Below are 10,681 nucleotides of genomic sequence, written 5' to 3'. Positions count from 1 at the left end.
GGCTTGGACGGTGCCGGCTTCGAGGGCCTTGACCTGGGCGGGGCCGGCGTCGAAGCCGACGATGGTGACCTGTCCCTGCTTGCCGGCCTGCTGGACGCCGGTGGCGGAGCCTTCGGCGGCGAAGAGGTTGGCGGCGAAGATGCCGACGATGTCGGGGTCCTTCTGCAGCGCAGCGGTCACGATCTCCGCGGCGGTGGAGGGCTCGTTGTGCGAGTACTGCACGCCCACGGATTCGAACTTGCTGTCTTCGGCGACGGCGTTTTCGAAGCCTTCGGCGCGGGCGTCGGTGGTGGACACACCGGGGTCGGTGGAGACCACGAGCACCTTGCCGCCGTTGGGGTTGGCATCCTGGATCGCCTTGAAGGCGGCGGCGCCGCCGCCTTCGTTGTCGGAGGAGATCTGCGAGACCGCGCCGGAGGGGTCTTCGAGCGTGGTGTCGACGAGGACGACCTTGATCCCTGCCGCCTCGGCCGCAGCGATCGGCGCCTGCATCGCGGAGACGTCGGTCGGCGCGATCAGCAGCGCGTCGGGCTTCGACGCCACAACGGCGTCGACGATCGGCTTCTGAAGCGTCGGGTCGAACTTCTCCGGACCCTGGGTGGTGACGGTTGCGCCTTCCTTCTCTGCTTCGGCCTCGATGCCGCACTGCATGGAGATGTAGAACTCATCCCCGGCGACGCCCTGCACGAACGCGATCTTGTACCCGCCGTCGCCGCCGCCGGACGCGCCGCCGGAGGCCGAACCGCCGGAGCAGCCCGCGAGGGTGAGGGTCGCCGCCATGCCGAAGACCGTCAGTGCGGTCGCTTTGTTGTTCCACTTCATTGTGATCACCGTTCTCGAGTGTCGGGTTCTGGGTTGGGGGTGGAGGAAGGGATGCCGCCGCGGCTCAGCCGCGCCGACCCCCGCTGACGAACTTGCGCCAGAGGCTCTGGGAATTGCCGCGGGTCGCGGCGGTGCGGCGCACCTGGTCGACGTAGACGGCCGTGATCAGCACCGCGCCGACCGCGACCTGCTGCCAGAAGGGCTGCACGCCGGTGATGACGAAGCCGTTCTGCAGCACCGCGGGGATGAACAGGCCCACGACGGTGCCCATGATCGTGCCGACACCGCCGAAGAGCGAGGTGCCGCCGATCACCACGGCCGCGATGACGTTCAGGTTCGTCTGCGACTGGCCGGCGATGGCGGTCGTGGAGAACTGCGAGAGAGACAGGATGCCGCCGAGCCCGGCCAGCGCGCCCGAGATCGTGTAGATCTTGATCAGCTGCGCGTCGACCTTCACACCGACCCGGCGGGCGGCGATCTCGCTCGATCCCACGGCCAGCGTGTACAGGCCGAAGCGGGTGTAGTGCAGCACGACCGCACCGATCACGACGACCACGAGCGCGATGACGCTGATGATCGGCACACTGCCGAAGACGTTGCCGTAGCCGATCGAGACGGTCAGCACGGTGGGGACGTCGCGGATGTCGACACCGCCGGTGAGGATCTGCGCGAGACCGAGGGCCATGCCGAGCGATCCGAGCGTGACGATGAGCGGTGGGATCTTCGCCTTGGCGATGAGGAAGCCGTTGAGCAGCCCCCAGCAGACACCGCTGAGCACCGCGACGAGGATGCCGACGATGGCGACGCCCCAGCCCTCGCCGCCCATGGCCCGCATGACGAGGGCCGCGACGACACCGGAGAAGACCAGGACCGACCCCACCGAGAGATCGATGCCGGCGGTGATGATCACGTAGGTCATCCCCACGGCGAGGACGGCGAGGATGGAGGCGTTCTGGATGATGAGGCGGAAGTTCGTCCACTGGGCGAACGACTCGGGGGCGAGGATGCTGAAGACGATGATGATCGCGAGCAGCACCAGCAGGATCTGGAACGCCTGGGTACGCAGGACCGCGGCGATCGGGTTGACCCTCTGATTGTCGAGGGTGCCGATGGCGACGGTTTCGGTCGGGGGTGTTTTGAGGCTCATTTCTGGTCGTCCTTCGTGACGGCGCCGGTCATGAGCCCGACGAGTTCTTCCATGGAGGTGTTCTTCGCGTCGATGTTGGCCACGCGGGTGCCCAAGCGGAGGACTTGGATGCGGTCGCAGACCTCCATCACGTGCGGCATGGAGTGCGAGATGAGGACCACGGCGATGCCCTTGTCGCGCACCCGGCGGATCGTTTCGAGGACGTTCTTCGTCTGACGCACCCCGAGGGCGGCGGTGGGTTCGTCGAGGAACACCAGGCGCCCGGCCCAGTGCACGGCGCGGGCGATCGCGATCGCCTGCCGCTGCCCACCCGACATCTCCCCCACCGGCGAGGAGAGCGAGCGCACCGTCGCACCGAGTTCGTCGAACGCGGCGCGGGAGGCTTTCGCCATGTCCTTGGTCTTCATGAACCCCAGCGCCCCGGCGATGCCCGGGCGGCGGATCTCGCGACCCAGGTACATGTTCTGCACCGGGTCCAGGTGCGGGGCGAGCGCGAGGTCCTGGTAGACCGTCTCGATGCCCAGCGATGACGCGACCTGCGGGTTGGTCATCTCGATCGGCTTGCCGTCGAAGAGGATCTGCCCCTCGTCGACGGCGAGGTTGCCCGACAGCGCCTTCACCAGGGTGGACTTGCCGGCACCGTTGTCACCGATCAACGCGGTGACCTCCCCGGGGTAGACCTCGAAATCGACGTTGTTCAACGCCCGGACATGACCGAACTGACGCGACAACCCGCGCGCCTGCAACACCGGCACGGTCGTGGTGGTGCTCATGACGAAGCTCCTTCGTGATGGCCGAGGCCCCCGGCGGGGGCGTCGGAGACGGTGATGACGAGGTGGGCGCGGTGGCGTCCGCGTTCGACGACGGCCGCGTTGGCCTCGTCGACGTCGCGGACCCACGCGACGGCCTCGTCGTGGGGGTGGTCGTGGGAGAGGCGGCGGGCGACGAGCCGCTCGCGGCGCTCGGCGGCCTCGACGTCGAGGAACCAGATCTCGTCGAGACGGGATGCCACGGCATCCCACCCGAAGGCGTCGTGCAGCAGGTAGTTGCCCTCGGTGATGACCAGGGGCACCTCTGCGGGCACGAGCACGGCCGAGCCGATCGACTCCTCGAGGCTGCGGTCGAAACGCGGCGCGTAGACGGTGCGCCCGGCGCGGATGCGGTCGAGCAGCGCGATGTATCCCTCGACGTCGAACGTGTCGGGAGCGCCCTTGCGGCCGCGGCGGCCGAGCCGCTCGAGCTCCTCGTTGGCGAGGTGGAAGCCGTCCATACCGACGAGGATCGCCTCGTCGCCGAGAGCGCCGAGAAGCGCGTCGCTGACGGTCGACTTGCCGGCGCCCGGGGTTCCGGCGATGCCCAGCAGGCGACGCTCGCCGGTCGCGACGAGCGCCCGAGCGCGGTCGACGAGGTCGTCGATGCTCAGGGTCGCAGCGGCGGGGGCGCCGGCGTCATCGAAGGTGGGGGTCACGGCTGTGTGGGTCCTTCCGGGCGGCGCCGCACGTCGTGTGCTGCGTCGATGGAGCGGGTTCGGCGAGGTGGTCGCCGGTCGAACTCTGGTCACCGTACGGCCACCATGTCACCGGTGTCAACAGTCGTGACGAATTCGTCATGACACCGAAGTCATCCGCGTGATTCTGTGGTTATAGTGGGCCGCGACGACACCGATGTCGTCCTCGACCACCCGACCCGCGAAAGAGCCGCCCCATGACCGAATTCACCGACCGCACCATCCTCGTCACCGGCGCCGGCGGCGGCATCGGCGGAGCGACCGTCCGCCACCTCGTCGCCGCGGGCGCCACCGTGCTGGCCGCCGGGCGCACGGCCGACAGCGTCGCCGCGATCGCCGACGAGACCGGCGCCGAGCCGGTGGTCTTCGACCTGGAGTCCGAGGACGAGATCCGCTCCGCGATCGAGGGTCGCGACCTCTACGGCGTCGTCAACTGCGGCGGCTGGGGCGGCGAGATCGCCACGCCCATGGAGACCGACATCGACGTCTTCGACAAGGTCATGAGCATCAACGCCCGCGGCTCGCTGCTGGTCACCAAGTACGCCTCCCGCGAGATGATCCGCGTCGGCAAGGGCGGCGCGATCGTCAACGTCTCGAGCCAGGCCAGCCTCGTGGCTCTGACCGGCCACATCTCGTACGGCTCGTCGAAGGCGGCGCTCGACAACATCACGCGTGTGTCGGCCCTCGAGCTCGGCGGCTACGGCATCCGGGTCAACAGCGTGAACCCGACCGTCGTGATGACGCCGATGTCGGCCTGGTACTGGGGTCGCCCCGACATCGAGGGACCGTTCCTCGAGGCCATGCCGCTGCACAAGTGGGCGACCGAAGACGACATCGCCGCCCCCATCGTGTTCCTCCTCAGCGACGGCGCCGGCATGATCTCGGGCGTCTCGCTCCCCATCGACGGCGGCTACTCGAGCCGCTGATCCCGGATGCCACGCCGGCGGCGCCGCGGTGGGCGGCGTCGCTCGCGTGGTTCGCTTCCGTCGGGGGAACGCGCGGAAGGTTCGGCGCGTCCGCGTTCCCGCTGGTGGGATATCCGTCGTTGCGCACAACCTCCGCGATGCGCGCATAGTCAGTGGCATCCGGACCGAGTCTGCTGAGGTTGTGCACATCGCGGAGTACGCGCCGCACGTGTCGACGGATGCCACGAGGTCGAGGATGGCGCCGTTGCCCGCCGACGTCGTCGCGCACAACCTCCGTGATGCGCGCAAAGTCAGTGGCATCCGGGCCCGCTCTGCTGAGGTTGTGCACATCGCTGAGGTTGTGCACATCGCGGAGTACGCGCCGCACGTGTCGACGGATGCCACGAGGTCGAGGATGGCGCCGTTGCCCGCCGACGTCGTCGCGCACAACCTCCGGGATGCGCGCAAAGTCAGTGGCATCCGGGCCCGCTCTGCTGAGGTTGTGCACATCGCTGAGGTTGTGCACATCGCGGAGTACGCGCCGCACGTGTCGACGGATGCCACGAGGTCGAGGATGGCGCCGATGCCCGCCGACGTCGTCGCGCACAACCTCCGCGATGCACGCAAAGTCAGTGGCATCCGGGCCCGGTCTGCGGAGGTTGTGCGCATCGCTGAGGTTGTGCACATCGCTGAGGTTGTGCACATCGCTGAGGTTGTGCGCATCGCTGAGGTTGTGCACATCGCTGAGGCTATGCTGCGACCTGCCGCGACCGAGCCTGTGCGCTGGGTTACAGCCCGAGCGTGCGGCGGAGGAAGTCGTTGCGGAAGACGCCTCGCGGGTCGGCCGCGCGTGCGGCGCCCACGAACTCGTCGACCCGCTCGAGCGTCGCCCGCACGTCGGCCCCGGGCATCGTGAACGCCTTGCCCCAGTGCGGCCGCACCTCGAACGGGGCGAGAGCGGCCTCGATGGCGGGCAGCACGCCGAGCACTCCGGCGGTGTCGTTGCGCCAGGTGAAGTGGATGGCGAGCACGTCACGCTGATACGCGGGGCTCAGCCAGAGCTCGTCGGCGGCGACCGTGCGCAGCTCGGTGACGAGCAGGTGCGCGTCGAACGCGGGCGCGATCGCCCGCACTGCCGCGAGGGCCTCACGCGCCGAGGCGAACGGCACGAAATACTCGGATTGGATCTCATCGCCGTCGCTCGGCAGCGCGTCGGCGCGGAAGTGCGGCAGGCGCGTGTGCCAGGGCCCGGGCGTTGCGCGCGGGGTGGTGTTGTCGACGGTGCGGATGCGACCGAGGTGGATGTCGTCGCCGACGGGCTGCCCGCCGAGTTCTTCGACCCACGCCGGGTCGCCGTCGTCGCTCTTGGCCCAGATGAGGTCGTGCGCCGGGTCGCCCCAGGTGGTGAAGACGCTGACGCTGCGCGAGCCGCCGAACACCCGCTCGGGGTCGCCCGCGATATCGCTCCACGAGACGCCGGTGTACGCCTGCTGCGTGACCTCGTAGGTGGGCTCGGTCTGCAGCTCGACGGCGGTGACGACGCCGAACGCCCCGATCCCGACCGCCGCCGCGGGGAACCACTCGTGCGTCTGATCGATGCGCTGCGTGTGCCCCTCGGCATCCATGATCTCGAGCGCCCGCACCGCGCTCGACAGGTTGCCGTTCCGCACCCCGGAGCCGTGCGTGCCGGTCGCCGTGGCTCCCGCGACCGAGATGTGGGGGAGCGAGCCGAGGTTGTGCAGCGCGCGCCCCTCGGCCTCGATCACGGGCGCGAGCTGCGCGAAGGTGACCAGGCCCTCGACGCGGACGCGGTCGTCGATCATCTCGATGCGGGTCGGCAGGCGCTCCAGCGAGACGAGGGAGGCATCGCAATCGGCGACGTCGTTGAACGTGTGCCGCGTCGCCTGCACGCGCAGCGAGTCAGCGGATGCCACGACCTCGGCGAGCTCGTCGAAGTCGCTCGGCAGCAGCACTTCGGTGGCGCGGTAGCGGTGGTTGCCCGACCAGGTGGCTCCGGCCTCGCGTGTCTGGATCACGCTTCCATCCTGCCCCGCCCCGCCGACATCGGGGTCGGGCCGGCGGTCTTCGCTGTCGCGGGGGAGGTGGGCGGAGGGGTGGGAGGGAGGTTCGGGACGGTCTCATCGGTCGATGGGGAGGCGGACGGAGGCGCCGGCGGGAGGAGATTCGGGGAGGGGAGGATGCCGCGGTCCTCAGGGGTCCTCCGCACGCGGAATGTCCTCCCGTGCCGGCGTCGACCGCGGGTGCCGGGTCTCGTGTCGGCGTCGGTCGCGGTCGCCCGGTTTCGTGCCGGTGTCGATCGCGGAGGTGCGGTCCGTGCCCGCGTCGGTCGCGGCCGCCCGGTCCCGTGCCGGCGCCGACAGCGGCCGCCCGGTCTCGTGCCCGCGCCGGTCGCGGTCGCCCGGTTTCGTGCCGGTGTCGATCGCGGCCGCCGTGAGATCGGCCCCGCCCCGCCTCAGCGCGTCGGGAACAGCTGCGCCTCGAATACCGCCTCGGCGGCGCCGACGAGCAGGCGGTCCGCGCCCAGTTCCGCGACCGCCAACCGCAGGTCGTCGGCGCAAGCGGGCATCGTCTGCGCGCGGACGGCGGCGTCGAGACCATCGAGGTCGTGTGCGGCGAGCACCGCGAGGAATCCGCCGAGCACGATCACGGCCGGGTTCAGCACGTTCGCCGCGTTCGCCAGGGCGGTCGCGAGGATGCGTCGCTGGCGCTCGATCTCGGCGAGCGCCGACGGATCGACGGTGGATGCCAGGGCTGCGGCCAGGGCGGTGTCGTCACCGCCGTCGAGACCCACGGCCTCCAGCAGCAGCGTGCGGCTCACCTCGTCTTCGAGCACGCCGTCGAGCGCCCGGCGGTCCGCCGGGTCGACGATGCCCGGACGGTTCTGCCCGAACTCCCCGGCGTACCCGCCGGCGCCGCCGAGCAGCGCGCCGCCGATGATGACGGCACCGCCGATGCCGCTCGCGCCGCCATTGAGGTAGACGACGTCGTGCGCGCCGCGCGCGGCACCGAAGAGGTACTCGGCCAGCGCGCCGTGGGCGGCGTCGTTGCCGACATGGGTGGGGAAGGCCGTGGCATCCGTCATCAGATCGGACAGGGGGGCGTCGAGCCATTCGAGGTGGGGGGCCTCGCGTACGAGTCCGTCGGACGCGCGCACCGGACCGGGCACGGCGACGCCCACGCCCACGACGTGGGATTCTGCGAGCGGACCGCTGCGCCAGTCGGCGAGGGTCGCCTCGACGAGCTCGACCGTGCGTTCGGGGGTCAGGAGGGCGCTCTGCTCGAGTCGCTCGCGCGCGACGATCTCACCGTCGAGCGCCACCGCGCCGATGTCGAGGGCGTCGACCTCCGGGTTGACGGCCACGGCGACGACGCGCGGGTCGGGCGCGACGATGGGGGAGGGGCGGCCGACGCGACCCAGTCCCTCGGACGCGCGCTCGACGACCAGGCCCGCGCGCTGCAGTTCGCCCACGAGGTCGGCGATGGTGGAGCGGTTCAGGCCGGTCGTCTCGGTCAGGGCGGCACGCGAACGCGGACCCTCGCGGTGCACGGTGCGCAGCACGAGCGCAAGATTGGCGCGGCGCATGCCGTCGCCTCGACTCCCCGCGGTGACCATGCGACAACTGTGCCACGGGCGGGCCGGTCGGCGCGGCTCGCGAGAAACGCTCGGCGCCCGCACAAACGCCGCGCCGCGCCGTTTCTTCCGCGCGATGCCGTTTCTCGACGGCTCTTACGCTGCGGCGCGCCCGCTTCTTGCGCGCGATCCCATCGCACCGCCGTACCCACCCCGCAACCCCGCCCGGTCATGCGGGCCGGTCGGCGGGGCCCGCGAGAAACGCTCGTCGCCCGCACAAACGCCGCGCCGCGCCGTTTCTTCCGCGCGATGCCGTTTCTCGACGGCTCCCGCCCCGCAGCCGCGCCGCTTCTTCCGCGCGATGCCGTTTCTCGCCCGTACCCACCCCGCAACCCCGCCCGGTCATGCGGGCCGGTCGGCGGGGCCCGCGAGAAACGCTCGTCGCCCGCACAAACGCCGCGCCGCGCCGTTTCTTCCGCGCGATGCCGTTTCTCGACGGCTCCCGCCCCGCAGCCGCGCCGCTTCTTCCGCGCGATGCCGTTTCTCGCCCGTACCCACCCCGCAACCCCGCCCGGTCATGCGGGCCGGTCGGCGGGGCCCGCGAGAAACGCTCGTCGCCCGCACAAACGCCGCGCCGCGCCGTTTCTTCCACGCGATGCCGTTTCTCGCCGGCTCCCACCTCGCAATCGCGCCGTTTCTTCCGCGAGGCGCCGTTTCTCGCCGGCTCCCACCCCGGTCGAAGCCGGCGGTGCGAGGATCGGAGCATGGACCTCTCCGGCATCCCCGTCACGACCCTGCAGGGCGAACAGACCACCTTCGGCGCACTCACCGACGGCAAAGCCGCGCTCGTGGTGAACGTCGCTTCGCGCTGCGGGCTCTCCGGCCAGTACGAGACCCTCGAAGAACTGCACAAGCGCTACGCCGACCGCGGGTTCACCGTGATCGGCTTCCCCAGCAACCAGTTCCTGCAGGAGCTGAGCGACAGCGAGAAGATCGCCGAATACTGCTCGTCGACGTGGGGCGTCACCTTTCCGATGACCGAGAAGGTCAAGGTCAACGGGCGAAACGCCCACCCGCTCTACAAGGAGCTCACGCAGACTCCGGATGCCGAGGGCAAGACCGGCCGTATCTCGTGGAACTTCGAGAAGTTCGTCGTGGCTCCCGACGGTCGCGTCACCCGCTTCAGCCCGCGCACGCAGCCCGACGCCCCCGAGGTCGTCGCCGCGATCGAAGACGCGCTGCCGCGCTGAGCCGCCTGCCGGTCGCGCGCATCTGGGTGGGGGGCTGGACGTCGCACCCTCCGGGGTATATGTTGTGAACACCAACAAAACCGGCGCGCATCACCGCGCGCTCGAGCGTCTCCATGCGAAGGAGCAGGAATGCCCACCCCCACCCGCGACGACAAGTTCTCGTTCGGCCTCTGGACCGTCGGCTACAACGGCACCGACCCCTTCGGCGGCCCGACGCGTAAGCCCCTCGACGTCGTGCACGTCGTGGAGAAGCTCGCCGAGCTCGGCGCGTACGGCCTGACCTTCCACGACGACGACCTGTTCGCCTTCGGCTCCACCGACGCCGAGCGCCAGACGCAGATCGACCGGCTCAAGGGCGCGATGGATGCCACCGGCATCGTCACGCCGATGGTGACTACCAACCTCTTCTCGGCCCCGGTCTTCAAAGACGGCGGCTTCACCTCGAACGACCGTCAGGTGCGCCGTTTCGCGCTGCGCAAGGTGCTGCGCAACCTCGACCTCGCCGCCGAGCTCGGCGCGAAGACGTTCGTCATGTGGGGCGGCCGCGAGGGCGCCGAGTACGACTCCGCGAAAGACATCCGCCAGGCGCTCGAGCGCTACCGTGAGGCCGTCAACCTGCTCGGCGACTACGTCACCGACAAGGGCTACGACATCCGCTTCGCTATCGAGCCCAAGCCCAACGAGCCCCGCGGCGACATCCTGCTGCCGACCCTCGGCCACGCGATCGCGTTCATCGACTCGCTCGAACGTCCCGAGCTCGTGGGCCTGAACCCCGAGGTCGGCCACGAGCAGATGGCGGGCCTGAACTTCGCCGCCGGCATCGCCCAGGCGCTGTACCACGGCAAGCTCTTCCACATCGACCTCAACGGTCAGCGCGGCATCAAGTACGACCAGGACCTCGTCTTCGGCCACGGCGACCTGCACAACGCGTTCGCGCTCGTCGACCTGCTCGAGAACGGCGGCCCCGGTGGCGTGCCCGCCTACGACGGACCCCGTCACTTCGACTACAAGCCCTCGCGCACCGAAGGCGAGACGGGTGTCTGGGATTCGGTGTCGGCCAACATGAACACGTACCTGCTGCTCAAGGAGCGCGCCGCGGCCTTCCGCGCCGACCCCGAAGTGCAGGAGGCCCTCCAGGCCGCCAAGGTGTTCGAGCTCGCCGAGCCCACGCTGAACGAGGGGGAGTCCTACGACGACTTCCTCGCCGACCGCTCGGCCTACGAGGACTTCGACGCCGACGCCTACCTCGGCGGCAAGGGCTTCGGCTTCGTGCGCCTGCAGCAGCTCGCGACCGAGCACCTGCTCGGCGCGCGCTGAGCCTCGAAGGACCCGGATGCCGCGGCGTCCGGGTCCTGCCGGCTCCCCGTCGGATGCGCTCGTGTGTCCGCGCGCCTCCGGTTCGGCGGCGGCGCGGGTCGGATCCTGCGCCTCGCTTCGACCCTCGACATGTGCGAGACA

General features: G+C 70.2%; 9 protein-coding genes. 3 read left to right on the top strand and 6 right to left on the bottom strand.

The window, feature by feature from the left end:
- The 4 genes from AS029_RS15080 to AS029_RS15065 all read right to left on the bottom strand — a co-directional run.
- Positions 1–822 (bottom strand): ABC transporter substrate-binding protein (locus AS029_RS15080; RefSeq protein WP_082642333.1); only part of this gene is annotated, 822 nt, incomplete at its 3' end.
- Between the two features lie 64 nt (positions 823–886).
- The gene (locus tag AS029_RS15075; protein WP_058233411.1) at positions 887–1,969 is read right to left on the bottom strand and encodes an ABC transporter permease; all 1,083 of its coding nucleotides are present in this window, start codon (positions 1,967–1,969) and stop codon (positions 887–889) included.
- Complete coding sequence (locus AS029_RS15070; protein WP_058233410.1) at positions 1,966–2,742, bottom strand: ATP-binding cassette domain-containing protein; 777 nt, start codon at positions 2,740–2,742, stop codon at positions 1,966–1,968. Before AS029_RS15070 ends, AS029_RS15075 begins: the two co-directional genes overlap by 4 nt.
- On the bottom strand, positions 2,739–3,437 hold the full coding sequence (locus tag AS029_RS15065; protein WP_228375962.1) for a nucleoside/nucleotide kinase family protein: 699 nt from the start codon (positions 3,435–3,437) through the stop codon (positions 2,739–2,741). The genes AS029_RS15070 and AS029_RS15065 overlap by 4 nt, the downstream gene beginning before the upstream one ends.
- Positions 3,438–3,673: 236 nt before the next feature.
- On the opposite strand from AS029_RS15065, the gene AS029_RS15060 reads away from it, so the two are divergent.
- Positions 3,674–4,402, top strand: coding sequence for an SDR family oxidoreductase (locus AS029_RS15060; RefSeq protein WP_058233409.1), 729 nt, complete (start codon positions 3,674–3,676; stop codon positions 4,400–4,402).
- A gap of 767 nt (positions 4,403–5,169) precedes the next feature.
- Here the strand turns inward: AS029_RS15060 and AS029_RS15055 are convergent.
- Together AS029_RS15055 and AS029_RS15050 are read right to left on the bottom strand one after the other, a co-directional pair.
- Positions 5,170–6,417 (bottom strand): D-arabinono-1,4-lactone oxidase, encoded by a 1,248-nt coding sequence (locus AS029_RS15055; RefSeq protein ID WP_082642332.1) that lies wholly within the window; start codon positions 6,415–6,417, stop codon positions 5,170–5,172.
- A 437-nt stretch (positions 6,418–6,854) separates the two neighbouring features.
- Positions 6,855–8,015, bottom strand: coding sequence for an ROK family transcriptional regulator (locus AS029_RS15050; RefSeq protein WP_058233408.1), 1,161 nt, complete (start codon positions 8,013–8,015; stop codon positions 6,855–6,857).
- Positions 8,016–8,737: 722 nt separating this feature from the next.
- Here AS029_RS15050 and AS029_RS15045 point away from each other — a divergent pair.
- On the top strand, positions 8,738–9,223 hold the full coding sequence (locus tag AS029_RS15045; RefSeq protein WP_058233407.1) for a glutathione peroxidase: 486 nt from the start codon (positions 8,738–8,740) through the stop codon (positions 9,221–9,223).
- Between the two features lie 129 nt (positions 9,224–9,352).
- Positions 9,353–10,540, top strand: a complete 1,188-nt coding sequence (gene xylA / locus AS029_RS15040) for a xylose isomerase (protein ID WP_058233406.1) — start codon at positions 9,353–9,355, stop codon at positions 10,538–10,540.
- Positions 10,541–10,681: the final 141 nt, after the last annotated feature.

Origin of the sequence: Microbacterium enclense (assembly GCF_001456955.1) — a bacterium.
Lineage (GTDB): Bacteria > Actinomycetota > Actinomycetes > Actinomycetales > Microbacteriaceae > Microbacterium > Microbacterium enclense.
This window is presented reverse-complemented; position numbering and strand designations above follow the sequence as displayed.

Bases quoted from the DNA above. Each gene is read 5' to 3' on its own strand.
- AS029_RS15060 (WP_058233409.1), top strand. From the start codon at position 3,674: ATGACCGAATTCACCGACCGCACCATCCTCGTCACCGGCGCCGGCGGC.
- AS029_RS15070 (WP_058233410.1), bottom strand. From the start codon at position 2,742: ATGAGCACCACCACGACCGTGCCGGTGTTGCAGGCGCGCGGGTTGTCG.
- AS029_RS15075 (WP_058233411.1), bottom strand. From the start codon at position 1,969: ATGAGCCTCAAAACACCCCCGACCGAAACCGTCGCCATCGGCACCCTC.
- AS029_RS15045 (WP_058233407.1), top strand. From the start codon at position 8,738: ATGGACCTCTCCGGCATCCCCGTCACGACCCTGCAGGGCGAACAGACC.
- xylA (WP_058233406.1), top strand. From the start codon at position 9,353: ATGCCCACCCCCACCCGCGACGACAAGTTCTCGTTCGGCCTCTGGACC.
- AS029_RS15050 (WP_058233408.1), bottom strand. From the start codon at position 8,015: ATGGTCACCGCGGGGAGTCGAGGCGACGGCATGCGCCGCGCCAATCTT.